Source organism: Lysinibacillus sp. NPDC093692 (assembly GCF_050280125.1).
Lineage (GTDB): Bacteria > Bacillota > Bacilli > Bacillales_A > Planococcaceae > Lysinibacillus.
Genome location: NZ_JBNNUW010000007.1, coordinates 121,597 through 147,938, shown reverse-complemented (window position 1 = coordinate 147,938; position 26,342 = coordinate 121,597). Strand labels below are relative to the sequence as shown.

The window sequence follows — 26,342 nt, the reverse complement described above, 5'->3', positions numbered from 1 at the left end:
TTTCATTCTCTACATCAACTTCAGAAGTGCCGTGTAGCTCGCCATTAGAATCTAAATGCGTTTCAAGATCCTCTTCTTCTACAGGACTGGTTTCATCCGCCTCTTCTTTATTAAGGGGATCGTTCATTTCATTCTCAACATCAATTTCAGGAGGAATGAGTAGCTCACTATCGGGATTTAGATGCGTTGCAAGGCTGGTTTCATCTTTTTCTATAGCAAGGTCATTATTTTTAAAATCGACATTTAAAGAATATGAAATGTCACCTGTAGTATCTAGTTGAGGTGTATGATCTATCTTTTTCTTGGGTTTAATTTGATAATTACAATTGATGAAAACTTTTTGTTTGGAACTTATTTCTTTCATTTCTCTAAAATTAATCCATGGAGTTTTCATTCGTTCACTCCTAAATAATGTATTGACAAATAACGTGCAACAGGTGATTTGTAAAAAACTCCTAAGCATTTTTCCAGCCAAGACAGCTTTTTGGTCAAATATTCAGACTTTATGCGTTATTCTTGAGAGACATGTTCAAAATCCGTTTCTTCAAGAAAACTCACACTATAACCCTTCTTCGTTTTTAATTCCATGAAATTCTTTTTTCTTTTATTTTGATCTAAGTGTTGCACTTATAATTACAATCCATTTTATGCATTACTTTTACTTTTGCCACTCGGTCATTTCCAAATCTCAGTAGAAATACGTTTAAGTCGATTATTTAAATAGAAAATATCATCTTTACATTATTTTGTTTTCAACCCGATAATATATAGCAAAAAGGCAGTTAACAGTTCTATTCAATCAAACTGTCAACTGCCAAAATTCAAATATTGGATTTTCAATATCCCTCGAAACACCCGTTTTTATCTACTCGCTCCTCTAATTAACAAGGATTAGAAGGAGGATCAGGTCTAACTGGTGAATCAGCAGGACTAACCGGTGGAGTCAATCCTGGTAAAACAGGAGTTATTACAGCACTACCAGCTCCAAGGCGGACTTGTTGAACTTGCAGTACTTTTACTGTAAGATCTAGAACAATTTTTTCACGCAATGTGCGGAAAGTACCTTCAGGTGATGTCATAACTGGTGAAAAATCAAGTTCAAAGAAGTTTGCAGCAACTAACTCGCCAAATGGTTGCTCATTGTACTTCACTAGATTTTGGAAGAAAGCCTTATCCAATCGAGCATCCATTTGAGTACGTTCATTCAGGAAGTTCGCTTCAGCAAACTCGGAAATTCCGATGATTGGAGTAGTGCCTCCAAGTGTTTGTGGGAAAATAAGTTCTGTAAAACCAGAAAACGGAACATCAGCAATTCTATCTTGTAGCGCGCCATTACATGCCGCTGAAGCATATTCTATATTTTTGCGAATATGCCCTGCTACAAACAATTTAGCTCTTGTTACCCTAAAAAAGTCAGTGTTATCAATACGTGCAAATCTAACCGGCACTAATTTAACTTGATTTAGGAAAACATTTTTTTTCACTCTTTTGATTTCAGTTGCTGCAGGATCCAGCGTAATATCTGATTCCACAACTATTTGAAGTGTTGGTTCTGCAAGTGCAACTGGAACTTTAATAGTTGGTGCCGTAACCGGTGTAGCGGCTAGTATAGTAGCCTCACTATTTAATGGTATTTGTTCAGTTGATGTTACTGGACAAGGTGGCATTTGATTTTGATTTTCACATTGACCACTCAAAAAATTCCCCTCTTTTCATTTTGTAGTATTCGAGAGCTCTCAGTATCAGAATATGTTGCAATTAAATCTATGAATGGACGCGTATACTAGTTTTTTATTCATTTAGATAAAGGGGATTTTGAGCTGAGGGATAAAAATGAACACAATGCCAGGTACTCGCCGTTGTGATGCCTGATTTGACAATGTTCCTTCAATATGGGATTTCACTAAAAAAACCGATTCAAAGTTTATTGAATCGGCTCTACTTATAGGATTACCTAATAAAAACAGTCATTGAATGTAGTTTCTAAACCTTTGCACGACTGCCTATATATGCAAAAAAAAAATGATGTTTACTCATTCATTGTGTGAAAATCTCTTTTGACAAGGCTAAACGCTGTCTCATTCAAATTCATACGATATTGCAGATAGCGCATAGAGTGGTGCCGTTTCTGCTCGTAAAATTCGGGGTCCTAAAGACATCGTTTGAGCACCTGCTTGAAGCAGGGCATCCGCTTCTTTTCGTGCAATGCCGCCTTCAGGACCAAAGATAATAAGAATAGATTTCGACTTCTTGTCATACACGTTTTTTAGCTTCTCTGCAAACCTTGTACGTCGTTCTGCTTTTGCATCCTCTTCATCCGCTATAAAAACGGCGTCGAAATTGCCTACTTGTTCTACTAGCTGTTTAAAAGAAATCGGTTCATATATTTCTGGGATATGTGTACGATGGGATTGCTCAGCTGCCTCTTTTGCAATTTTTTGTAGACGCTCTTGCTTTTTGGCACCTTTCTTTTTATCCCATTTAACGATGGAACGCTCCGCTTCAAATGGCAACAAGGCAAACATTCCAAGCTCTGTCGCCTTTTGTGTAATCAGTTCTAACTTATCGCCCTTCGGCAACCCACATGCCACTGTTACATGGACAGGTAACTCTGGTGAAGGAACGATTTCACCCGTAGTTTGAACGTGTACCTCATCCCCTTCAAAGGCTGAAATTTCACAAATATGAGCAGTATTTTGTGCGACAACTACGATTTTGTCGCCCTCTTTCATACGCATTACTCGTTCAATATGTCGGGCATCTTCTCCGCTAATTCTTGCTTCCGCTATGGCTGTCTCAATAAAATATCGCTGCATTTAAAACCGTACTCCTTTCTAGAAAGAAGAGAAAACGCCAAATCACAAGCACTCGGCTTCCGATTTGGCGCTTCCTCAGTCCTCTTATTGTGGTCGACGGGCAATGATTGCTACCCAATCTTCCATTAATAATACTTCTTCGATTACAAAGCCTGAAGCTTCTAGTGCTGCTTTTACATCATCACGTTTTGCGGCAATGATGCCTGAAGTGACATATAATCCACCCGGTTTAACAATTGAAAATGCATCGTCAGTAAAGGACATAATAATTTCTGCTAAAATATTAGCCACAACGACATCAGCTGGTTCCTTTACAGTATCCAATAAGTTCCCATGGAATACTGATACTTTATCATCCACTTTATTTAATGCAACATTTTCTTGTGCTGAACGTACAGCTACTTCGTCTAAATCAAGTGCATGCACGCTCTTAGCACCTAGTAAGGCTGCACCGATTGATAAAACGCCCGAACCCGTTCCGATATCGATAACCCAATCTTCCTCTTTTACAACCTTCTCAAGCCCCTGTAAACACATAACAGTTGTAGGGTGTGTTCCTGTACCGAAAGCCATACCAGGATCTAATTCAATAATTAGTTCGTCTGTTGTTACTGGTACATATTCTTCCCATGTTGGTACGATTGTAAAGCGTTCAGAAATTTTTACAGGATGATAGTATTGCTTCCATGCTGTTGCCCAATCTTCCTCGTTAACTTCCACAATCGAAACAACATTTTCACCAATATCGATGTTGAAGTTCGTTAGATTCGTTATAGCCGCCTTAATTTCTTCGACTGTTTCATTTAAAAAACTAGACTCCGATAAGTAAGCCTTAACAATAACACCATCTTTCGGAAAATCTGCTTCATTTAGCGCATAAATTTCACCATACTGATCTTCTCGTGGCTTCGCAAATTCTGCAGAATCCTCAATAACCACACCACTTGCCCCTGCTTCATGCAAAATATTCGAAATTGCTTCTACCGCTTCATTTTTTGTATGAATGGATAATTCTGACCACTTCACGTAGCTCTTCAGCTCCTCTAATTATTCACCTTGGAATTTTTTCTTAATTTTATCGAATAGTGTGCTTCCTTGCTCTTCAGGAATATCACCACTGATTTCCGCAAATTCACGTAGTAATTGCTTTTGTTTTTCTGTTAATTTTTCTGGCGTTACAACTTTTACTGTTACATATTGATTCCCTGTGCCATAGCCATGGACGTTTTTGACACCTTTGTCTTTTAGACGGAATTGTGCACCTGACTGTGTTCCCGCTGGAATACGTAGTTTTACTTTCCCATGAACAGTCGGAACTTCAATTTCATCACCAAGAGCTGCTTGTGGGAATGTCAGTTTTAGTTCGAAATAAATATCATCGCCATCACGCTCAAACTCTTTATGTCCTTGAACGCGGAACATAATATATAAATCCCCCGCAGGTCCTCCATTTATACCTGGCTCACCTTGACCAGACACACGAATTTGCTGACCATCGTCAACACCTGCTGGAATGTTAACTTTGATTTTCTTACGTTGTTGAACTTTCCCTTCACCACGACAAGTAGAACATTTTTCTTTAATGATTTTACCTGCACCTTGACATGTAGAACAAGTACGACGATTCATCATACGGCCAAATGGTGTATCTACTGCCTGATTTACTTGACCTGCACCTTGACATGTTGAACATGTCTCAGGATCAGTACCCGGTTTTGCACCTGAACCTTGGCAAGTATTACATTCTTCATCTTTAGGAATTTCGATTTCTGTTTCTTTTCCGAAAATTGCTTCCTCAAACGAAATATTCATACGATATTGAAGGTCATCACCTTTGCGTGGTGCATTCGGGTCCTGACGGCGACCGCCACCACCAAAGAATGAACTGAAAATATCCTCGAAGCCGCCAAAGCCGCCGCCTCCGAAGCCTGCATTTGGATCCTCGTGGCCAAATTGATCATAGCGTGCTTTTTTCTGATCGTCACTTAATACTTCATAAGCTTCAGCGATTTCTTTGAATTTTTCATCTGCACCTGGCTCTTTATTAAGGTCAGGATGGTATTGCTTTGATAATTTACGGTATGCTTTTTTAATTTCATCTTTAGAAGCCGATTTCGTTAAACCAAGCACCTCGTAGTAATCGCGTTTCTCCATGATTCACACTCCGCTCTTTTTGCATAAAATCTATTGTATCATGCAGTTAAAAAAACTGCCTCTATTTTATTACTAATTATTCATTAAAAATGTTGCATCACATGTTTTTTCTCTTTTCTCTTAAATACCCTACGCCACTAGACAATTAAATGGGCATAACTTATAGCAGTAAATAAAGAGAAAAGCCAAAGCCGCAAGCGGTCTTTGGCTTCTTCACTTAACTGTGTTACTTACTATTATTTATCGTCTTTTACTTCTTCAAAGTCAGCGTCTACGATGTCGTCTTTTTTACCATCGCCAGCTTCTGCACCTGCTTCGCCACCTTGAGCTGCTTGAGCAGCTGCTGCAGCTTGTTCATATACTTTCATTACTAGTGGTTGTAATACACCTTCTAGTTTTTCTTTAGCAGATTTAATGCCTTCTAATTCGCCAGCTTCAAGCGCTTTTTTCAGCTCATCACGAGCATCTTCTACAGATTTTTTCTCGTCTTCTGTAATTTGTTCGCCTAAATCAGCAATTGTTTTGTCAACTTGGAACACTAATTGGTCAGCTTCGTTGCGAAGATCTGCTTCCTCTTTACGTTTAGTATCCGCTTCAGCATTTGCCTCTGCATCTTTTACCATACGTTCGATTTCTTCCTCAGATAAACCAGAATCAGATTGGATAACAATTGTTTGTTCTTTGTTTGTACCAAGGTCTTTCGCTTTAACAGATACGATACCATTTTTATCAATATCGAATGTTACTTCGATTTGTGGTACACCACGTGGGGCTGGCGGAATATCCGATAATTGGAAGCGACCTAATGTTTTGTTGTCAGCTGCCATTGAGCGTTCACCTTGTAGTACGTGAATATCTACTGCTGGTTGGTTGTCAGCTGCAGTTGAGAATACTTGTGATTTAGATGTTGGGATCGTAGTATTACGGTCAATTAATTTTGTGAATACGCCACCCATAGTTTCGATACCTAATGAAAGTGGTGTTACGTCAAGTAGGACTACGTCTTTAACATCACCTGTTAATACGCCACCTTGAACTGCAGCACCCATTGCTACAACTTCATCAGGGTTTACACCGCGGTGTGGTTCTTTATTAGTTTCTTTACGTACAGCTTCTTGTACAGCTGGAATACGAGTAGAACCACCAACTAAGATTACTTGGTCAATTTCAGATGTTGAAAGACCTGCATCAGATAATGCTTGACGTACCGGACCTACTGTACGGTTTACTAATGGTAATGTAATTTCGTCAAATTTAGCACGAGTTAAAGAAATTTCTAAGTGTAATGGACCCGCTTCACCAGCAGTGATGAATGGTAAAGAAATTTGAGTAGATGTTACACCTGATAAGTCTTTTTTCGCTTTTTCAGCTGCGTCTTTTAGACGTTGCATAGCCATTTTATCTTTTGAAAGGTCAATGCCATTTTCTTTTTTGAATTCTGCTACAAGATACTCGATGATAGCATCGTCGAAATCGTCCCCACCTAGTTTGTTATCACCAGCTGTTGCTAATACTTCAAATACACCGTCACCTAATTCAAGAATAGATACGTCAAATGTACCGCCACCAAGGTCAAATACTAATACTTTTTGATCTGTATCTTGTTTGTCTAAACCATAAGCAAGTGCAGCAGCTGTTGGTTCGTTGATAATACGTTCTACTTCTAAACCAGCGATTTTACCAGCGTCTTTTGTAGCTTGACGTTGAGCATCGTTGAAGTAAGCAGGTACAGTAATAACTGCTTTTGTTACTTTTTCACCTAAGTAGTCTTCAGCATAACCTTTTAAGTATTGAAGAATCATTGCAGAAACTTCTTGTGGCGTATATTCTTTATCTTCCACTTGAACTTTTTCAGATGTACCCATTTTAGATTTAATAGAAATAATTGTGTTAGGGTTTGTTACAGATTGACGTTTCGCTACTTCACCAACTTGACGTTCTCCGCCTTTAAATGCAACAACAGATGGTGTTGTACGGTTACCTTCTGGGTTTGGAATTACTTTTGGTTCTCCGCCTTCAAGTACAGAGACACATGAGTTTGTTGTTCCTAAGTCAATACCGATAATTTTGCTCATTAAAATTTCCTCCTATTATTGAAACGCAAATGATGCGTTTTCTAACTAATAATTGTAATTAACTAAATAGTACTAAGTCTATTCGTTCACAGATACCATCGTTGGGCGTAATACGCGATCCTTTAATATATAACCTTTTTGAAGCTCGCGTAAAACAACACCAGTCTCTTTTTCACTATCTTGCTCCTGCATAACAGCTTGGTGAACATTTGGATCAAATTGCTCACCTTCAGCTTTAATAATTTGCAAGCCTTCCTTCTCAGTTGCTTCGATCAGAGAACGGTACACCATTTCAATACCTTTTACGATAGAAGCCGTTTCTTCTGAAGTCGCTTCAACTTGTAAGGCACGCTCAAAATTATCAATGACTGGCAGTAAATCTGACAGTAAAGTTTGAGCACGATACTTTTCAGCAGCCTCACGATCAAGTTGGTTGCGACGACGAATATTATCGAAGTCAGCACGTAAACGTATATGACGGTTTTCCTCATCGTCTAGCTTTACTTGTAACTCAGCTAGCTTTGCTTCGTACTGTTCTTCGATTGTTAATTCGACTTCTTGTTCTTCTACTTTAACTTCTGTTTCTTCTACTTCATTTTCAGCTTGTACGTCTTCTTGTACAAGGTCTTTGTTTTCAGTTGTTTCCGTCACTTGAAATCCTCCTCATTATCAATCACTACGATTCTTCGTAAAGGCTTGTGTTAAATCCATGCGCATTACATCTAGTAAAGCAACAACACGTTTATAATCCATTCGTGTTGGACCAATAATTGCTATAGCCCCTTGCTGTTCTTCACCAATAGAATAAGTGGTCGTAATGACACTACAGTTTTCCATTTCTAGTTGTTTATTTTCCGAGCCTATACGAATATGAATGCCCGATTCATTAGGATGGAAGAGCGATTGCACTTGGCTAGTCGTTTCCATTAAGTCCAAAATCATACGGACTTTATTTAAATCGTGGAATTCCGGTTGGTTGAACATATTTGTTTTACCACCATAGAAAACTTTACTTTCCGAATTATGCATCGTCGCTGTCACGAGAGAGCGAATAAAATCATCCGCTGATTGAACATGCTGTTGTAATACTGTTAGCACTTCAGCTTCGAGTTTTTTATGAATATCTTCTAATGACTCACCAACTAGACGTTCATTTAAGATATTAACCATTTTCTCTAAATCAGAAGCGGTAAAATTAGGAGGTAAACTAAACATGCGATTTTCAACGTGTCCATTATTCGTTACGATAATCGCTACTGCTGCATCGCTAGAAAGTGGCACAATTGAAAATCGTTTAACACGATGTCTTTGGACATCTGGTCCTAAAAGAATCGATGTATACGATGTCAGCTCCGATAAAATATTGGCCGACTTTCTGATAATATGCTCTACTTCTACTAAGCGATCGTTAAAAATTGATTGGATTTGCTGAATGTCCCTCGAATTAATGCCTTGAGGGCTCAACAAATGATCTACATAAAATCTATAACCCTTTTCCGAAGGCACTCGACCAGAGGAAGTGTGCGTTTTTTCCAAGAAGCCTAATTCCTCTAAATCCGCCATTTCATTTCGAATTGTGGCTGGACTAAATGTAATCTCTTGCTTTTTGGAGATTTGGCGAGAACCTACCGGCTGTGCAAACATAATAAAGTCGTCTACTATAGCTTGCAATATTTGTAATTGCCGATTCGTTAGCATGATCATCACCTCTGTTAGCACTCAACTAAGAGGAGTGCTAATACTATTATTAAGTTATCAAATCCTACATTTTATGTCAACGATATCGCTCAATCTTCTAGTAAAAATTGTTGAAATACTTCATTCCCTACAAAACGACCTTTTCGAGTAAGGCGAATTCCTTTAGTATCATGCTCCAATAGACCTTCTGAAACTAATTTTTCTATGATATGTGAGTAATGCCTATGCATGGATTCATTAAATTTTTCTTCATATATAGTGTGTGTAATTCCTTCCGTTTTACGCAGCCCTAAAAACATTTGCTCTTCACATTTTTCTTTCTCTGTTACAACATGTTCATATACAATTGGTAGTTCTCCTGCATTTACTGTATCCATATACTTTTTCAATGGTCCATGATTTGAATATCGTACACCTGCTAGATATCCATGAGCACCCGCTCCAAAGCCTGCATATTCATCGTTTTCCCAGTAAATTTTGTTATGTGTAGAACTGAAACCAGATTGAGCAAAGTTACTAATTTCATATTGATGAAGTCCATGTGCCTCCATCTGGTTCATTAACACCTCGTACATATCTGCTTCAAGATCTTCAGTTGGTAAATGAAGCTTACCTTTTGTGTATTGATTATAAAAAATCGTTTTCGGTTCAACGATTAGTGAATAAGCGGAATAATGTGGTATATCAAGCGCGAACGCTTTTTCTAAAGTATCCTTCCATTGTGCCATCGTTTGTCCTGGCAAACCGTACATTAAATCCAAACTAATGCTTCTAAAGCCTACCTTTTTCGCTAAGTCAATTGTTTCATAGACATGATTGTTGCTATGTGTACGGCCAATCTTTTTTAACAACTCTTGATCAAAGGATTGCACACCCATGCTTATGCGATTTACACCGCCAGCAAATAATGCCTGTAATTTTGCTTCTGATAGCTCGTCCGGATTGGCCTCTGACGTAAACTCCGTCACACTGTCCATTGGAATGTACGTACGGATAAGTTCAAGAAGTCTCTCTAGTTGTTGCGGCGTTAATGCTGTTGGTGTACCGCCACCAAGAAATATCGTTTCGATTTTTTTAAAACTTTCAGGATATTTTTTATTCGCAAGCTCCATCTCCTTGCCAAGCATTTCTATATATTCATCAACTGGTTGATTTTTAAAATAAAATTTATTGAAATCGCAATAGTTGCAAATTTGATGACAAAAAGGAATATGAATGTAAACACCTCGTGCCATAGCTATCCCTTCTTTCTCGTTAGTCTTTTTCCATTTCCTCATTATAAACAATCGTGACAGGGAACGCCATGAATCCAACCAGTTAAATAACTAAATCAAAACTAAATGGTTTGGACATTATTTATCTATAACAATTGCATGACAGCAATCCCGCCGCTGGACATGTTTTAAAAGGGGAAGATAGTTAAGAAGCTGTACACACTTTATTTAAATAGCCAACTTTCACAAAAAAAATCAAACCCACTGCAACAAGTGGGTTTAATTCAATGCAAATCAATATATTTTTGTGTGTCCTTAATAACATAAAAATCCTACACAAATGCCAATTAGAACGAGCAAATAAGGTTGAATTCCCCAACGTAGCAAGCACCATAAAAAAGAGGCTGCGATTACGATGTCTAGTCCATTTTGAATTGTCTGTGTAACAATCGGATGAATAAAAGCTGCAGCTAATATGCCAACAACCGCTGCATTTGCACCAGCCATCGCTCCTCTTAATCCGGCAATACGATTAAGAGTTAGCCAAAAAGGCATTGCCCCTACTATAAGCAAAAATGCGGGTAAAAAAATCGCTATCGTTGCAATAATAGCCCCTGGCACTCCAGCAATGACCATACCTATATAAGAAGCAAACGTAAATAATGGACCAGGGACTACCTGCGTCATTCCGTATCCTGCTAAAAAATCGGAAGAACCCATTAATCCATTTTGGACAAACTGCGCCTCTAGTAAAGGCAATACGACATGACCTCCACCAAATACTAATGCACCTGATAAATAAAACTTTTCAAATAACATAAACCATTCATATTGAATAATTGGGCTAGCGATTGGTAAACCAATAAGTAATAGAACAAACAGCGCTAAAAAACATACACCGGTCATTTTTGAAATCGGCACAAGCGTTTCTTTTGGGTCTTCTTTTTGATTAGTCATCTTAAAAAAGAGATAGCCTATAAAAGAAGCAACAATAATAGTAGTTACTTGAGCAAGTGGATGAACCCATAAAAGCACTACTACAAGTGCTAACAAAGCGATTATAAAATGGCGAATACTAGAGATTAATTTTTGGGACATTTCTAAAATAGCTTGTGCAACAATCGCAACAGCCACTAATTTTAAGCCATGAACCCAGCCCATATCCATCCCTGTATATGCAGAAAAATACGCAAATGCCATAAGCAACAAAACCGATGGCAATGTAAAACCAAGAAATGACACAACACTCCCCAATAAACCGCCTCTTAATAAGCCGATACCCATCCCTACCTGGCTAGATGCTGGCCCAGGTAAAAATTGACTGAGTCCAACTAGTTGACTGTATTCTTTATCAGATAGCCATATACGCTTCTGAACATATTCATTTTGAAAATACCCTAAATGAGCAGTAGGACCCCCAAAGGATGTACAACCTAATTTTAGTGAAACTAAAAAAATCTCCCATAATTTTCGCAATATCTTCAACTACTCTCGATGTCATATATATTCATATTACATTGAGTAATCATCTTTTTAGTTTAAGATATTGTAAAATTTAAAAAGTTACGGATGTAGGTTTCGTTATTTATCTTCAATTTTAATAGCAGAGCCCAGTTCACTTCCATTTTTAGCAACTGGAATTAGCTCATAACTATTTCCGGTCAAATATAATGCGTCGAGGCGGACACCCCATTTTGTATAATCTTCATTTAAAGGATAAGCAGAGTTAATGTGCCAAGTTTCCCCTGACGCTGATTGAATTTTAAAATGTATCGCTTCATTTAGTAAGCTTTTCTCGGAATGAAAGTAAATCGTAGTAGATATTGGTGTAGAAACAACCTTTTCTATCGTTATTTCTTGACCATCTAACAGCTTTACTTTTTTCTCAACAGAGAAGGTATTTCTATCTTCTTGTAATTGCTCTTGCGAAGCTTTCACTTGAAATTCCCATGGCTCGTCAATCTTTTTTTCCCCGTTCCAGTTGTTATAACGAATATCTAAGCTTAATATTTTATCTGCTGGTAGTTCTCTTAATTTCACACTACTATAAATTGTATAATTTTTATCGGATTGTTGGATTGTCTGTCCTCCATTTCTAACCGTGAGCTCTTTTCCATTCACAAAAACTTGTGGAAAGAAAAAGATTTGATTGTCGAAATTTAAGTCCTTGACTGGCTTAAAAGTAGCGTTCAGTAATATTTGGTTATCATCAATGATTATTTCATTTAACGTTAAACGTCCGAGAGCATTTTCAGTAGTTTTGTCGACAACTGTTTTGTATGCTTCAAAATTCAAATCTTTCTTAAATAAAAAATAATAAACAATGACACAAGTAGCTACCAATAAAAGCAATACTACAATAAACCATATTTTGCGTCCTAGGTTTCCCTTTGGCTGATTCTCAACTAGAAGCATATCGGACATCATGTACACCTCATTTTAAGAAAGTATGTCTGCACAAAAGCTTTTTATTTATTGTAGTTTTCAGTTGAACATTATATAACCTCTAACGTTGTCTTGATTTGGCTGATTTCGCTATGTATCTAAAGGAATAATGTATATTCCTTTATTCTGAATGAACATAAAGTACTGCTATTCGGCAAAACGAGGGGTTGATTTCCGTTCCGACTGGGCGCTTTGTTGCTGCCGCTTCGCTGCAGGGTCTCGGGCCAACAGATGTTTTTTGCGCGAAAGCGTAGTGCTAACGTAGCGGCAGCAGAGGGTTTTGATTGTGCGAAAGCGCAGCGACAGCACGATGTTGATCACGAAGGCATTATCACAGGGTATGATTTTTTTAGCCTTCGTTCCCCTATTGCTGATCCCCAAGGAGTCACCCCGTCACCACTTCAATCAACCACACAGCATAGTATCGTCACTGATAATAAGAGGAAATCCTCTCATTTAAATCGTTGCACAATCTAAAAGATTCCCTTGACCATTTTTTCAACACTACTTTAGGAATAGTCCATATCCCTTACTCTTGATGACGAACCTTTTTGGCCTCTTCCATTAAATACTCTACAAATAACTCATCTTTCACTAACCATGCTTGATAATTTCTTTTTAAAAACCATTCCGCTTCATAAAAACTTGTAAAGATTTGATCTAATGGCAGTTTATTTTTTTCAATTATCCAATCAAAATCACTTATTGAATATAGAAGGAAATTTTCTTCTTCAAGATTTTTATACATTGTCCCAAACGAAGAAAACCTTAAATTATAGCGATTTCGTTTGGCATCTTCAGGTATTGGTGCTATATGAAATGTTTGTGTTACATACTTCTCATAAGCTTCATCTGTTAAAGAGCAACCAGCTGCTTTTTGATGCCCTCCCCCTCCGAATTCTGCTGCAATAGCTGAAACATCTACATGATCATGAATCGTGCGAAAGGAAATTCTTTTGCCACCCATATTTAATATAGCTATAAAATCAAGGTGTACATTTTCTTTTCCCAATTCATTCCCAAGCTCTGAATGATAAGATTCTGCATACACTACACCTGTAAAGTATTCTCCTATCGATGTTTGAACTAGCTCCCTTTTTTTTCGGCGGATGTACCGTTCTATTTTCTCTTCTTCCATACGCAACATTTTCTTTTCAAATTCATCAAAGTCAAAGTGTTCGCTTGTCTTTAATCGTTCAAGCATTTTTTCTTCAAAGTCATCGATTGATACTAAAAAAAAGAGAGTGTTTAACCGACGTGCTTGTTGATTATCATTCTTTTCCCATTCCCATGTATCGTACTGTCTCACTAACTCTACAAATTCTGTGATGGCATTTGTTTGTTCTAAAAATCCATGTGAAACAAGGTACTGATAAAATAAGGACGTTGCTGATGTTAAATATCCATTTTCATCTTCTACTATTACTTTACCCCATTCATAATCGTTCAAATGATAAGCTGTTTTATGATGATCAAGCAACTGAACATTGCCAGTTGCTGTATAATAATCATCTAATCTCTTTTCATTTTCCTCATTTGGAGATAAGTCTGTAATTAATAAAAATGTACCTTGTTCGTTCGTGTCTAAAAAAAATTCAATCTCGCGATCAAGCGCTGAAATCGAATTGTACCTTACCTTCACTTGATCTTGAAAAGCAAGTTTGGCTAAAATTCCGCAACCTATTCCATCTAAATCATTATGTGATAGCAATTTGTACATTTTTTCACCTCCCAATTAGTATGGTTTAACATTAAAAAATTATCGGTATTGTTAGGAGTGTTTATGCTGAAAAAGAGGACTACTTATTTAGGACTTGGTCTATTATTCATTGTTGCTTTAGGATTTGGTACATATAAGTTGATGAATGCTAGATCGTACCAACTATTTGGCACTATTACTTCACATGTCGAAACACATCAGAAGGTCGTAGCATTAACTTTTGATGATGGCCCTACTAAAAATGTTAGCGCCATTGTATCCTTATTAGACGACTACAACACTAAAGCAACCTTTTTTCTAATTGGAAAGGAAATTGAGGAAAATCCAGAGGAAGCTAAAAAAATTGTCCAGGCAGGTCACCAAATTGGAAATCATACGTATTCACATCAGCGAATGGTGTTTAAAAGTCCTGCTGTTTACAACAGCTTGTGATGCAGGACAAACATATCACATCATTTATACTCGCTTCTCATTCATAGTCATAAAGCATTAAAAAATCCGCATTTATTTATTAAATTAAAATTATTATTTGCATAGTATTCACCATAAAAAGTTTCTTTTCCTCATAGAATTCCCCCTTCACTAACTTTGCAAAAATACATAAAAAAATGTCATGAAAACCCTTTAAAATCAACATTAACAGAAATAATCCATTATATAAATTCCCCAAATATTTCACCACAAAACAAGTTAGACTATTTAGAAATGTCTAAAATTAATTTTCCGATAAAATATAAATTCATTTTTTGTTATAATATGTTATCATTATTTTAGTAAAACGACCTATTTTTATGAAATAAAAAAACAGGGGAAAAACGAACTACAAAGGATGATGAATATGAAAAAAATCCAGCAATTATTCCAAAGTGAAGATGGAAATATCGAACAAAGAGAGAACTTTTTAACCCTATTAGAGAAAATTGTTACATCATTAGATGAATTAAAAGATCCACAAACAACGACTCTTGGACCGATGAAAGAACGCTCTGACAATTTCTATAAAGAGTTAATGCAAGAAAATCAAGTACCAGTTTCAGGTGTCGGGCTTGATCAAGTTGTAAATGAATTAACAAAATTGATGCAAGGACATCCTTACCATACACGCAACTTTGTAACAAATGTTTTGCCAATGGCAAGCATTCCAGGCATATTGGGCCAATTCACAAATGCTCTACTTAATGGTAACAATCTATGGGATGTATACGGACCTGCTGCCGCAGAATGTGAGGTAAAAGTAGTAGCAATGATGTCGAAGTTAGTTGGCTACGACTATACACAAAGCTTTGGTTACACAACTTGGGGTGGACAAGGGGCTGTTTTCAGTGGGCTACGTCTTGCAATCGCTAAACAATTCCCTAACGCAAAGGAAGATGGCGTACCTAATAATTTATATTGTTTTGCTTCAGAAAATGCTCATTACAGCTTATTAAAATCAATTGAAGCAGTCGGCATCGGTAGCAAGCATTTAATTCGTGTTAAAGCTGGACAAGATCATTCAATGGATATCGAAGACTTACGTTTGCGTATGACTGAGGTTATCGAAAAAGGTGGTATTCCAGTTTATGTAGTTGCTACAACAGGCGCTACAGATCAATTTGCTATAGATGATGTACAAGCAATCAAAATTGTTACAACTGAGCTAGAACAAAAACATTCCTTAAAGCCTATACATATTCACGCTGATTCAGCGTTAGGTGGTTTTTACGCATTTTTCAACGATTATGATTTTAAGGCAAATCCACTTCAACTAGAAACTGATGTTTTACAAGGACTTGAACAAATTAGAGAACGTATGCAATATCTACCTATTGCAGATAGCCTTTGCTTCGACTTCCAAAAGCTTGGTCAAACACCGTATTTAACAAGCTTATTCTTAATAAAAGAAGGAAAACATTTGCAGCTATTAGATATCGAGGACTTTGACACACCTTATGTAGGTAATCGAGGCTATGGTTCTTACCATACAGGCTATACATTAGAGTGCTCTCGTATGGGTAGTTCAATTGCTATTTATGCTGCATTACAGGCGTTTGGTAAAGAAGGCTACCAACAAATATTAGCTAATTATGTGCGTGTAAATTTAGCGTTCCGTGCGCAGTTAGCTGAGAAAACGCCAATGTTACAAGTAGTCAATGAGTCTAATATTGGACCAGTCACAGCCTTCCGTTTATATCCAGAAGGTTTGAATTGGAATTCTGAACAGTCAGGTAGCTATACACAAGATCAAATTGAATATATTAATGGCCTAAATGCTTCTTTATTTGAAATTATAGGAGAAGGTCGCGACGAAGTATTTTTCGGTGATACAACACGTGTTTGCACTGTCAACACTAGCGATACAAAACAACAACTTCCAGTCGCTGCTGCAAAATTCTTTTCAATCTCTCCTTATACTGAGACAGAACATATTAGTGATATGGTTCAGTTCTTACAACAAAAGGTGAAAGTATTGGAGGCTGCTAAAGTTGAGTATAGTCAAAAAATTTAAAAGCTCTTTACTCTATAAATATATTGCCAGTTTCACTATTCCAATTGCTATTATTTCTGTAATATTTAGTATCGTATTATTTATTACATCTAATCGGATCATCGATAATTTCGTTATTACACAATTTGAGTCAGAATTAGAAATTATATCAAATGTAATTTTTGATGATATTGACATAAATGACGTCAAAGCTGCAGATGACGGTGATAAGGATAAATATGAAGACATATTAAAGGAATTAAATGAAGCTCTTAAAGAGTATGATATTCAAAATGCCTACGTTCTTTCCCGGGCAAACGGTAAGGAACATATCGTGGCATTAAGTGATAAAGATGATTATCAAGAGAGCTATGCTTTTAGCCAGGAAATGAATGATGCACTAGATAATGGAACTGTTCAATCCAGCGATATTTATGAAGATGAATATGGAATTCATAAATCGATTTTTTTACCATTTAAAGATACTGATATTCTTTTTGGTTTAGATATGGACGCTTCCTTTATTTCTAAGCTTCAAACAGAAACTCTTTGGATTTGTATCATCATGACCGTGATGTTTTTGATATTCGGTATTATTGTGGCTTATGTCATTAGTAAAGGTATTATTAAACCAATTAAAAATATGACTAGTTATGTTGGTAAGGTTGCACAAGGCGACTTAGCTGTTGAATCACTTAACATAAAGGGTTCTAATGAAATTGCACAGCTTTCAGATGGCATTGAAAATATGACAGGAGACTTACGCTCACTAATTCAGCAAATTGCTGAAAATGCTGAGCAAGTAGCTGCTATGTCAGAAGAGTTGTCGGCAGGCTCTGAGCAAACAAGTGCATCTATTCAACAAATTACATCCTCAATGCAAGAGGTAGCTGCAGGATCAGAAAAACAAACTTCCTCTATTGAAGAAGTAGAAACTCATATTACGACAATCTCCACAAAGATGTCAGAAGTTGTAGCGAGCGTAAATGATGTCACTACTAAAGCATCTAATGCATCTTCTATTTCTGAAAAAGGTAATACGACGATTCAAAGTGCTACAGAAAAAATGGCCTTAACATCTAATGCTATTCAAGAGACTTCAGATGTTGTGAAACGTTTAAGCACTTATTCAAACGAGATCGGCGATATTGTCACTTTAATTAACGAGATTACGGATCAAACAAATTTACTCGCTTTAAATGCCTCTATTGAAGCAGCACGTGCTGGTGAGCATGGTAAAGGCTTTGCAGTTGTAGCCGAAGAAGTGCGTAAATTAGCTGACCAATCTTTAGCAGCGACGAATAGTATTCGAACACGCATTGAGACGATTAAAGAAGAGTCTACTCAAGCTGTGAAATCTATGGAGATTAGCAGTAATAATCTTGCAGAAAGCTCTACTAGCTTTAATGAATCAGGTGTAGCCTTTAAAGAAATATATTCGAATATTACTTCATTAACTCAAGAAATGGATTCTGTCAATAATATCATTTCTAACATTAATGACGGGGTTAACAACATTGCATTTTCTGTAGAGGAAGTTGGTGTAGTAGCCGTTCAAGCGTCTGGAAACATTCAAAATGTGGCTGCTGCTTCTGAGGAACAATCAGCTAGTATTGAGGAGATTACGGCGTCTTCAAATAATTTAGCTGAGATGGCACAACAACTTCGTAATATCATACAAAAATTTCAGCTGTAAGAAATACTAATAAAAAATCCGCTATGCTTTCTGTAGGTAAGTTTCTACCAACAGAAGTTTATGCGGATTTTTTCATTGTCACTTAAAAGTCTTTTTATACTCTCTTGTTCATCCATGCAAGCGTTTCTTCTAGCCCTACTCTATACGAAGTACTTGGTAAAGCGCCTATTTCCTTTTCAAATTTCTCCCCACTTAAAATGACTGGTTCTTCTGTTAAATACAAGATTTCAACTACTTCTTTCATAGAAGGAGCAAATATTCCAATCAGCCGGATCATGCCTTTAGAAACTGTACGAATACCCTTTTTGTAGCCAGTAATGTCACGTAAAATTTTCACTAGTTCTTCCCCTGCAATTGGGTGAGCAGCTGGCACATTCCAATTTTGATTATAGGTGTCGTCTCGCAAAGCAAGCTCTACCATAGCCTTTGCGCCATCAACTGTATAAAGAAATTCCCTCTTCACTTGCATATTCCCTACAAAATTAGCTTTTTTATCTTGCGCAACACTTTTTAATGTTTCATAGAGTATTGTGTTCTCTGCGTTTGGTCCGTATAAATCAGGAAAATGTACAATTAACGAGGGTGCATTACTGTTTTTCAATTTATTTTCCATCGTTAAGCGAATTTTCCCCTTTTTCGTCTGTGGTTCCTTTCTAGCTTGCTCTATTACAGGGTTTGTCGATTGTCTTCCATATGCATAAATATTATCTACAAATGCAATCTTCGCTCCTCGCCTCTCGGCTATGTTGATCACCATATCTAAGCATCGCAAATGGAGTTTTTTCCAATCCTGATACGGAAAACTAATAGCATGAAAAATAATATCCACACCGTTTGAAGCTCTCATCATGTCCTGTTCATTAAATACATCGCCTGAAATGATTTCGACATTTTTGTGCTGCCGGAAAAGTGCAACTAACTTTTCTTCATTTCTAGCAAATGCCTTTACCTGTATATTTCTACTAACTAGTTCATTTACTAGCGCATAACCCATACCACCAGATGCCCCAATAACTAATGCTTTTTGCAAACTATATTCCCCCTTTAATTAACCACCGGTCAAATAACTGTTAAAAGAAGGCTCTAGATTTTTTTCTAGAGCTACTCTCTAAATGTTAAAGCCTTCATAAGAAATTTTGCATGTACATCCACTGCTTCTTTCGCTTCCTCATAATTTTTAACATAATGACGATAATGTGCAACAAATCCATGAAGAGCAATGAATGTAGAATGAATATCTGAAATCAACAGTTCTGTTGTTGATAAGAAACGTACAGATTGTGCAAATTTTTCATAGCTAAGGTTTGCTGCCTCTTGCGATAGCCCATCAATTTCGCTATCCCTCATGATAAACATTAATTCATACTGACTTTGATTATTTAAACCAAACGCCATAAAGCCTACAAAAACATTCAGCAGTTTAGTGTCATGATCTTCAGGACCGTTCATATTTTCATCTAAAGTATTATTTAGTTCAAAAAAATAATCACTTAATATCGCATAAAATATTTCGGCTTTATTTTTAAAATGATAATAAATAGCCCCATGACTACAACCAAGCTCTTTAGCAATACTACGCATTGATATTTGCTGAAAATCCTTCGTAATAAATTGCTTATGAGCCTCGTTTACAATCATTTCTTTCGTCAAATCTTTTGTTGATGGCTTACGTGGCGACATAGTACCCTCCTTATTGACCAGTGGTTAACAATAAGTATAAAAGCACTTTCATCTTTTGGCAATAGCTACACAAAAATATAGTAACTCAAAAAACAACCCCGTACTACTTAAGAGTAGGGGGCTGTTTCTAACGATATTAAATAAGGCCCTTCACAACTTTTGAAATAACAGCGCCTTCAGCTTGACCAGTTAATAAAGGTTTTGCAATTTTCATCGCTTCACCCATGTTCATTCCTTTTACAACGCCAGCTGCCACAAGCTTTTCTGCAATTTCTTCTTCAGTTAATTGCTTTGGTAAAAATGATTTTAACAGAACTAATTTTGCTTCTTCTTTTTCAATTAAGTCAGCTCGACCTGCATTTTGAGCGCCCTCAAGAGCCTGATTTGTTTGCTTTACTTCACGATTTATAATAGCCATTTCCTCTTCAGGCGATAAAGCTACTCCCTTTTCTTTTTCAGCTAAATCTAGAGCAGATTTCAAAAGCGTTAATACGCCTTTTGCTAATACATCCTTTTCTTTCATTGCCTTTTTTAATTGTTCAAATACCTCTGTTTTTAACAATCTTTTTCACTCCTTTGTGACATTTATTATACCATAAAAAAATACCGTAACCTTAAGGGATACGGTAGCATGTGTCACAGAATTATGCCGAGGCATAACTGATATTATTTTACTTGTTTAAGCATAGATACTTCAGCTTTTGTCGTTATTAAATCCGATGATAAAATATCAAATTTTGCATCTACAAGATCAATTTTTCGACTTAAATTTTGTTCAACTTTGTCTAATCTTTTTTCCAACACTTCGTTTTTTTCTTCTAATCTCTTCTCAACTGCTTCGAGTTTTCCTTCTAATCTCTTCTCAACTGCTTCGATTTGTTGTTGAAGGTCCGATTTTATGTCTTGCATTTGCTTTGAAAGCTCTAAAATTGCTTGAAGAATCGTATGTTGGTTGACTTCTTGTTCCATTTTCGAGTTCCTCCGCTCTTTTATATTTATTACATTATCTATTAATTTCTCGTATTAATCACAATAAAAATAGGTAGAGTTACATAAGCAACTCTACCTGTCATTCTATCTACGATTTATCTCAAAGTCAAAGTATTAAGAGATGGAAATTATCAAGTATTCATCCGTTAATTTCACTTGATATAATCGCATCGCTTTATATTCCTGTATATGTCAACAGGTACTTACAATCACTTCTCAAATTGCCATGGCAAGAAGTATTTTACTCTACTTAAACTGACTACATTAGCAATATTTAGTGATTTATTAATCTCTGCCATTTACCCAATAAACAAAACCAATAACAGCTCCACCAATAATATTTCCTAGTGTTACAGGCAATAAATTTGAAATGGCTCCACCAAACGATACTAGTTCACCATGAGGTATGAAAAGAGCAAGAGAAAACAATGTCATATTTGCTATACAGTGCTCAAATCCTATTGTGACAAAAGGGAAAATACAGCAGAAAATCATCGCTAATTTTCCTGCCTCTGTTTTCAATTTATACGTACACCATACGGCCAAGCATACAAGTAAATTACATAAAATACCTCGCAATAAAAGCTCAACGAAACTAGCATTCATCTTAGCTGTAGCAAGCTTTTCAATGTAAGCTGCTGTGTCTCCAACTGCTAACCCCGAGTAAAAAAATAATGCGGCTGCTAAAAGAGAACCAAAGAAATTTCCTATGTAACTAAACGACCAAATGCCCAACATCTCTAATGGCGATGATTTTTTTGATAGTGTACTAACCGTTAAAACTAGATTATCACCAGTAAATAAATTTGCCCCAGCCATCATAACCATACTAAGCGCCACACCAAATGCTAATCCTTGTAAGATTTTCATACTTGGTACCTCAGTCGGACTTAATAAGCCGCCAATAGTAGTGATGAGCAAAATTCCAAATCCGATAAAAAGTCCGCCAAAAATAGCTAATAATAAATAATTAGCAGACTTATGCTTCATCATGTTAATTTTTGTTTCAGCAGTTATACAAACTGAAGAAATTGTTTCTTTCATACTTTCATCTCCCAAATAACATCAAGCTAACTTAATAGCTCTTTTTTACCGTTGATCTCAAGTAGTCACCTAGTTACCACTCAAACCAACTTTTATACAAGGCTACATTTTAACAAATATTATTCCAAAATATCGTTAATTAGCAAATTTAAAGTAAATCCCTCCAAACAAACATATATTTATGCACTTTAAAGATTACTTTAAACCTACTATTAGTTCATTTGGATTAAAAAAATTTAATTAATCAAAAATAATGAAGGAATTTCTTTCTGATAAGACGTCAATTTGTGTTACACTCGACTCACTTTCGCATAGCCCCAGGAAAAATTAATGTGTAGATATGATTCATCATTTTTTTCTATCATTAGATTCAATCTTTCTATCAGGCACTTTATTGCTTCAATGGATTTATCATGATACAATTCCATTAATTCCTATAAAACAAGTAAGATAAGTAGGTTAAATTAAAGGGGTTGATTGTGATGGGTCAAATTGTAACGAATAAGATCAAACAATCTATTACAGAATTAATCGGTCATACACCACTATTAGCATTAAATCAGTATATAAAAGAGCAACAGCTAGAAGCCGAAATTATCGTAAAACTAGAGTATTTTAATCCTGCTAATAGTGTGAAGGACCGTGTTGCTAAAGCGTTGATTGAGGATGCTGAAGCTCGTGGTGTATTAACAAAAGATAAAACAATAATCGAAACAACAAGTGGCAATACTGGTATTGGTCTAGCAGCAATTGCAGCAGCAAAAGGCTATAAGCTTCGAATTTACATGCAGGATGGTGTTAGTGAAGAGCGCACAAAGGCTGTAAAGGCATACGGAGCGGAGGTTGTCCCTTTTTCAGATGTCCCAGAAATGGTAGCTGCTTTTGAGGAAACAGAGGGTGACTTTGTTGAAACGAATAAAGTATTTCGAGAAACGGTCGTTGAACAAGAAGAAAATGTTGTGTTTTTAAATCAGTTAAATAATGATGCCAACCCAAATGTTCATAGGTTAACTACTGGTCCTGAGATTTGGGAGGATACGGACGGACAAATTGATATCTTTGTGGCAGCAATCGGCACAGGGGGTACGATAAGTGGTGCTGGAGCATACTTAAAATCTAAAAATCCAGTTATTCAGATCATTGGTGTAGAGCCTGCTGTTAATTCCATTGCTACCGTTCATAATCCAGATATCATTGAAATCACAGGTGTTCACCGCTTCTCCGATGCTGACGAGGTCCGTGTACCATCGAATGTTCATTTAGATATAATTGATGAAGTACTTGAGGTAGAAACTACACAAGCTTATGAGGCTGCACGCGCAGTTGCAAAATCAGATGGTATATTAGTAGGTACTTCATCAGGTGCTGCTATATTTGCCGCCACAGCTCTTGCAAAACGTGCAGAGAACAAAGGAAAACGAATTGTCGTTATCCTACCTGATACTGGTCTACGATATTTATCAACTGATTTATTTTAGAATCACAGTAAGCTTAGATTTTTTTGGCAAATCATACTTATAAGGAAAGATGCTGGGACAAAAGTGTTTCAGCTAACAAAAATACCGAACTAGCTCAATGAAACGCTCATGAAGTGTTTCGGGATAGTTCGGTCTTTCTATTTATTTATAACTTGTTAAAAAAATCTTTCCTTTAGTAGTTTTAGATGAGTCAACAGCCGTTATCGCCTTATTAATGTCTAACAAATCATAATGAGAATCCACCGTCATCATTTTTAACTTTCCACTATTAACTAGATGGATTAAATGCTGAAATGTACGTTGCCATCTTCCCACCGATACTTGCCTATTCCAATGACGCAAATGGAACATATTTACATTTACATTTGCCTCTTTAACGATTCTCTGCCAATTCACTTGCACACCTGATAAAAGACCAATGGCTAAAAAGTCCCCTCCAGATTTCAGACAAAAAGCAAGGTCATTGCCAGCTGTCCCCCCAATAGAATCAATAGCAGCATTAGCGCCCCGACCATTTGTTAGTTCCATTACTGTCTCATAAAGCGGTGCTTTTGAAGTATCTATTACATAGGAAGCACCAAGCTGAATTAAATCGTCAGTATGTCTATTATTTCTCGTAACCGCGATTAATTGAAAACCTAACAATTTTGCTAGCTGAGCAAATATGTGTCCAATTGCGGACCCGCAAGCATTGACTATTAAAACATCATTTGGCTGCAATTGTAATATGTCTGTACATGTTACCCAAGCTGTCATTGGGTTGATATACATTTGTGCTGCAGTAAAATCATCTATAGTATCTGGAATGGGTACTGCGAATTCTACGCTTGTTTTTACAATTTCCTGCCAAGTTCCTTCCCCTCGCAAAGGTAATACACGCTTTCCGATAAGATTCTGAGAAACACACGGGCCTACATCCTCTACAATACCTACCCCTTCATAGCCAGGAATATTTGGCAAAGAAATTCGATGGGCATAACTCCCCCATATTGGGATTAAATCAGAAGGGTTAATAGGGCGTGCCAGCATTCGAACAAGAATTTCTTGTTCTTGAGGAGGTTGAATCATTTTATTTTCAAACTTCAAAACTTCCCGAGGGCTTCCAAATTCATATAATTTAATGCTTTTTGCTTTCAAAAAATTAACTCCTTTATATAGCAGTTTTGTGACTACTCCAAAATGAAACCTTCCGAGGAGCTTTCTCATCCTCACCGAGCGTTCCAGCCTGTTGTTGGGTGTAATCCTATATATTCCTCTATTGTTGGATTTGCTTCACTTAAGGAGACTGGTCGTAAAACATCTCCTTTGTACTTGTGATCTTTACTATACTTTCTACCATCTGGTGCGTTTTTTTGTAGCACAATTCGTTCTCCGGCAATATCGATCGTTGCTGTTGCAAATACCACAAAGAAAAATTGTTGTGCATGATGGTGATAATGATTTACCTCAACTGTTTTAGCAGCCATAAGCTCATAAATAATACTGAGATCATTATTTCACTAAATGCCATCCATCCTGTTGATCTCCCTATATTTAATGTTCTGTATACTGTTTGCTAATTTTCAAAGCTGATCTACCTGAATTCTTAATTCTTATGGATATTTACCTGATAATTCTATAAAATATAAATAAGGGTAATAACTTTTAAAAATCCTAAGCTGTAAGGAGTGAGAACGTTGAATATCCAAAAACAATTGTTGGGCACTGTTCTCGGATATATGCTTGCTATCGTAATTGCATACATCTTTTTCGATTATTTTTCTTGGTCGTTTACTCTAGGTTCTTTTATAGGTATTTGTTTATTTGCTCTAATTTTAATGTTCATCAAAAGGGGATAAATTCCCTACTCATAATGTAATTAAATACTTTTTCGAATTTGTTTGCGCTCATAATTTCATATGAAATAAACTGACCATTGTAAAATAGACCAAAGGTCGTCCATATGATAGGTGCATTCTGTGCTTCATCTTTCGCCATTAGTTGATATGTATGAAAAGGAATGCCCCTTTTCTCTTCTATATTTTTCAAATCATCTATAATACCAACTGCAAACGGGCATTGGGCCAGCATAAATTTGAATATAATTCACTTTACCACCCGCTTCTTTACCTACAAAAATTAATCCTGCTATTGTATAGTTCATCACCAAACTTATAACGTGACACACATTTTAACGAATGCCATCCCAAACTTTTATGATAACCCTATTTTATTATATCGAAGGTAGATAACGGATAGTAATTTCTTTTCTTTATTACTATTATCTAAAATTTACCGCAAATGTGAACAATCGAAAACGGAACATTATTAGAATGAGAATAGCCACCATATAATTTGGAAGCGAAATTTCCCATTATAAAAGAGGAGGAAAAATGTATGCAATATAAAATCTTACAGGAGCAAAATGAACATAAAAAATCTTTAATTAATAAAAAGCTTTACGAATACAATTTAAAACACTTTCCAAAAGATTTAAGAGGCCGATATCAAGCAATCAACCTCTTCATTACAGATGAAAATGACCAAGTCCGTGGTGGCATATTGGGAGAAATTTGTTGGAATTGGTTAGAGATACATACACTTATGATCGATGAGGAAATTCGCGGATTAGGTTATGGCTCTAAATTATTAGTAGAAATCGAACAAATAGCTTTGAATAACAACTGTGATTTCATAAAGGTCGATACTTTAAGTTTTCAGGCTTTAGATTTTTATGAAAATCACGGATATCAAGTTTACGGTACATTGGACAATGTTGGACGGGATTATAAGCACTACTATTTAAAAAAGGATCTTTCATAAAAATCTCCTAAAGGAACTTCCTATCTAACTAAAATAATAAATAATCCTCTATATAAAGTATCA

At 36.4% G+C, this 26,342-nt stretch carries 24 protein-coding genes and 1 pseudogene; 5 read left to right on the top strand and 20 right to left on the bottom strand.

Annotation, left to right across the window (positions count from 1 at the left end; translation table 11 throughout):
• The 12 genes from ACQKN4_RS10155 to ACQKN4_RS10100 all read right to left on the bottom strand — a co-directional run.
• Positions 1–394 (bottom strand): hypothetical protein (locus ACQKN4_RS10155; RefSeq protein WP_427483589.1); only part of this gene is annotated, 394 nt, incomplete at its 3' end.
• A 487-nt stretch (positions 395–881) separates the two neighbouring features.
• Positions 882–1,667, bottom strand: a complete 786-nt coding sequence (locus tag ACQKN4_RS10150; protein ID WP_427483613.1) for a CsxC family protein — start codon at positions 1,665–1,667, stop codon at positions 882–884.
• Positions 1,668–2,078: 411 nt separating this feature from the next.
• Positions 2,079–2,816, bottom strand: coding sequence for a 16S rRNA (uracil(1498)-N(3))-methyltransferase (locus tag ACQKN4_RS10145; RefSeq protein WP_427483588.1), 738 nt, complete (start codon positions 2,814–2,816; stop codon positions 2,079–2,081).
• Between the two features lie 84 nt (positions 2,817–2,900).
• Positions 2,901–3,842, bottom strand: coding sequence for a 50S ribosomal protein L11 methyltransferase (gene prmA / locus ACQKN4_RS10140; protein WP_427483587.1), 942 nt, complete (start codon positions 3,840–3,842; stop codon positions 2,901–2,903).
• A 21-nt stretch (positions 3,843–3,863) separates the two neighbouring features.
• Positions 3,864–4,970: a molecular chaperone DnaJ gene (dnaJ, locus tag ACQKN4_RS10135; RefSeq protein ID WP_079563491.1), complete on the bottom strand. Its 1,107-nt coding sequence runs from the start codon at positions 4,968–4,970 to the stop codon at positions 3,864–3,866.
• 236 nt (positions 4,971–5,206) lie between these two features.
• Positions 5,207–7,045: a molecular chaperone DnaK gene (dnaK, locus tag ACQKN4_RS10130; RefSeq protein WP_079563492.1), complete on the bottom strand. Its 1,839-nt coding sequence runs from the start codon at positions 7,043–7,045 to the stop codon at positions 5,207–5,209.
• Positions 7,046–7,123: 78 nt separating this feature from the next.
• A complete protein-coding gene (grpE, locus tag ACQKN4_RS10125; RefSeq protein ID WP_427483586.1) occupies positions 7,124–7,696 on the bottom strand; it encodes a nucleotide exchange factor GrpE in 573 nt (190 codons plus the stop codon).
• A gap of 18 nt (positions 7,697–7,714) precedes the next feature.
• Positions 7,715–8,743, bottom strand: coding sequence for a heat-inducible transcriptional repressor HrcA (gene hrcA, locus ACQKN4_RS10120; RefSeq protein WP_427483585.1), 1,029 nt, complete (start codon positions 8,741–8,743; stop codon positions 7,715–7,717).
• Positions 8,744–8,832: 89 nt separating this feature from the next.
• Positions 8,833–9,978 carry a radical SAM family heme chaperone HemW gene (gene hemW / locus ACQKN4_RS10115; RefSeq protein WP_427483584.1) on the bottom strand — a complete coding sequence of 382 codons (1,146 nt, stop codon included), beginning with the start codon at positions 9,976–9,978 and terminating at the stop codon, positions 8,833–8,835.
• Between the two features lie 294 nt (positions 9,979–10,272).
• The gene (gene chrA / locus ACQKN4_RS10110; RefSeq protein ID WP_427483583.1) at positions 10,273–11,433 is read right to left on the bottom strand and encodes a chromate efflux transporter; all 1,161 of its coding nucleotides are present in this window, start codon (positions 11,431–11,433) and stop codon (positions 10,273–10,275) included.
• 105 nt (positions 11,434–11,538) lie between these two features.
• On the bottom strand, positions 11,539–12,372 hold the full coding sequence (locus ACQKN4_RS10105; RefSeq protein WP_427483582.1) for a DUF5643 domain-containing protein: 834 nt from the start codon (positions 12,370–12,372) through the stop codon (positions 11,539–11,541).
• Positions 12,373–12,931: 559 nt separating this feature from the next.
• On the bottom strand, positions 12,932–14,122 hold the full coding sequence (locus ACQKN4_RS10100; protein WP_079563498.1) for a DHH family phosphoesterase: 1,191 nt from the start codon (positions 14,120–14,122) through the stop codon (positions 12,932–12,934).
• A gap of 63 nt (positions 14,123–14,185) precedes the next feature.
• Here ACQKN4_RS10100 and ACQKN4_RS10095 point away from each other — a divergent pair.
• The 3 genes and pseudogenes from ACQKN4_RS10095 to ACQKN4_RS10085 all read left to right on the top strand — a co-directional run.
• Positions 14,186–14,536 (top strand): annotated as a pseudogene (locus ACQKN4_RS10095) (polysaccharide deacetylase family protein); the annotation flags it as partial.
• 424 nt (positions 14,537–14,960) lie between these two features.
• Positions 14,961–16,610 (top strand): pyridoxal phosphate-dependent decarboxylase family protein, encoded by a 1,650-nt coding sequence (locus ACQKN4_RS10090; protein WP_427483581.1) that lies wholly within the window; start codon positions 14,961–14,963, stop codon positions 16,608–16,610.
• Positions 16,588–18,285: a methyl-accepting chemotaxis protein gene (locus tag ACQKN4_RS10085; protein ID WP_427483580.1), complete on the top strand. Its 1,698-nt coding sequence runs from the start codon at positions 16,588–16,590 to the stop codon at positions 18,283–18,285. Before ACQKN4_RS10090 ends, ACQKN4_RS10085 begins: the two co-directional genes overlap by 23 nt.
• A gap of 94 nt (positions 18,286–18,379) precedes the next feature.
• Here ACQKN4_RS10085 and ACQKN4_RS10080 read toward each other — a convergent pair whose 3' ends face one another.
• From ACQKN4_RS10080 to ACQKN4_RS10060, 5 genes are all read right to left on the bottom strand, one after another.
• Positions 18,380–19,315, bottom strand: a complete 936-nt coding sequence (locus ACQKN4_RS10080; protein ID WP_079563501.1) for an SDR family NAD(P)-dependent oxidoreductase — start codon at positions 19,313–19,315, stop codon at positions 18,380–18,382.
• A 71-nt stretch (positions 19,316–19,386) separates the two neighbouring features.
• Positions 19,387–19,965: a TetR/AcrR family transcriptional regulator gene (locus ACQKN4_RS10075; RefSeq protein ID WP_079563502.1), complete on the bottom strand. Its 579-nt coding sequence runs from the start codon at positions 19,963–19,965 to the stop codon at positions 19,387–19,389.
• Positions 19,966–20,101: 136 nt separating this feature from the next.
• Complete coding sequence (locus ACQKN4_RS10070) at positions 20,102–20,527, bottom strand: GatB/YqeY domain-containing protein (protein ID WP_079563503.1); 426 nt, start codon at positions 20,525–20,527, stop codon at positions 20,102–20,104.
• A gap of 104 nt (positions 20,528–20,631) precedes the next feature.
• The gene (locus ACQKN4_RS10065) at positions 20,632–20,934 is read right to left on the bottom strand and encodes a hypothetical protein (RefSeq protein ID WP_427483579.1); all 303 of its coding nucleotides are present in this window, start codon (positions 20,932–20,934) and stop codon (positions 20,632–20,634) included.
• A 306-nt stretch (positions 20,935–21,240) separates the two neighbouring features.
• On the bottom strand, positions 21,241–21,999 hold the full coding sequence (locus ACQKN4_RS10060; RefSeq protein ID WP_079563505.1) for a formate/nitrite transporter family protein: 759 nt from the start codon (positions 21,997–21,999) through the stop codon (positions 21,241–21,243).
• Between the two features lie 482 nt (positions 22,000–22,481).
• On the opposite strand from ACQKN4_RS10060, the gene ACQKN4_RS10055 reads away from it, so the two are divergent.
• Complete coding sequence (locus ACQKN4_RS10055; protein ID WP_079563506.1) at positions 22,482–23,477, top strand: PLP-dependent cysteine synthase family protein; 996 nt, start codon at positions 22,482–22,484, stop codon at positions 23,475–23,477.
• A gap of 141 nt (positions 23,478–23,618) precedes the next feature.
• Here ACQKN4_RS10055 and ACQKN4_RS10050 read toward each other — a convergent pair whose 3' ends face one another.
• The 3 genes from ACQKN4_RS10050 to ACQKN4_RS10040 form a co-directional block, all read right to left on the bottom strand.
• Entirely contained in the window at positions 23,619–24,614 is a 996-nt protein-coding gene (locus tag ACQKN4_RS10050) for a zinc-dependent alcohol dehydrogenase family protein (RefSeq protein ID WP_427483578.1), read from the bottom strand.
• Positions 24,615–24,685: 71 nt separating this feature from the next.
• The gene (locus ACQKN4_RS10045; RefSeq protein WP_427483577.1) at positions 24,686–24,943 is read right to left on the bottom strand and encodes a hypothetical protein; all 258 of its coding nucleotides are present in this window, start codon (positions 24,941–24,943) and stop codon (positions 24,686–24,688) included.
• A 358-nt stretch (positions 24,944–25,301) separates the two neighbouring features.
• Complete coding sequence (locus tag ACQKN4_RS10040; RefSeq protein WP_427483576.1) at positions 25,302–25,547, bottom strand: YoaP domain-containing protein; 246 nt, start codon at positions 25,545–25,547, stop codon at positions 25,302–25,304.
• 306 nt (positions 25,548–25,853) lie between these two features.
• Here ACQKN4_RS10040 and ACQKN4_RS10035 point away from each other — a divergent pair, with 306 nt between their 5' ends.
• Positions 25,854–26,279 carry a GNAT family N-acetyltransferase gene (locus ACQKN4_RS10035; RefSeq protein WP_427483575.1) on the top strand — a complete coding sequence of 142 codons (426 nt, stop codon included), beginning with the start codon at positions 25,854–25,856 and terminating at the stop codon, positions 26,277–26,279.
• Positions 26,280–26,342: the final 63 nt, after the last annotated feature.